At 60.6% G+C, this 345-nt stretch carries 1 rRNA gene; it reads left to right on the top strand.

Annotation, left to right across the window (positions count from 1 at the left end):
• Positions 1–243: 243 nt before the first annotated feature.
• Positions 244–345, top strand: a 5S ribosomal RNA gene (gene rrf / locus DBZ45_RS02490); the annotation flags it as partial.

Raw genomic sequence — 345 nt, 5'->3', positions numbered from 1 at the left:
CCGCGAACCCGTTTCAAAAGGGGTTCGCACCCATGGGGAAGGGTAAAAAGAAACAAGACTGCTTGCGTCCACTATGTGGTTCCCAACCAACAAACCCGCCCGGGTTTGACGGTCCTGGAACCAACACAACTGAATAAACAACACCACAACCGCACCACCACCCCTCAACGGGAACCGGTGCGGGGAACGTGTAACCACAGTTTTCCCACCCCCGCGCAGCGCCGGGGGGACGGGACACAGGGTTACGGCGGTCATAGCGTGGGGGAAACGCCCGGTCCCATTCCGAACCCGGAAGCTAAGACCCACAGCGCCGATGGTACTGCACCCGGGAGGGTGTGGGAGAGT

This window comes from Arthrobacter globiformis (assembly GCF_003261175.1).
GTDB lineage: Bacteria > Actinomycetota > Actinomycetes > Actinomycetales > Micrococcaceae > Arthrobacter > Arthrobacter globiformis_A.
Note: the sequence above shows the minus strand (reverse complement) of the source record. Positions and strands in the feature narration are given on the sequence as shown.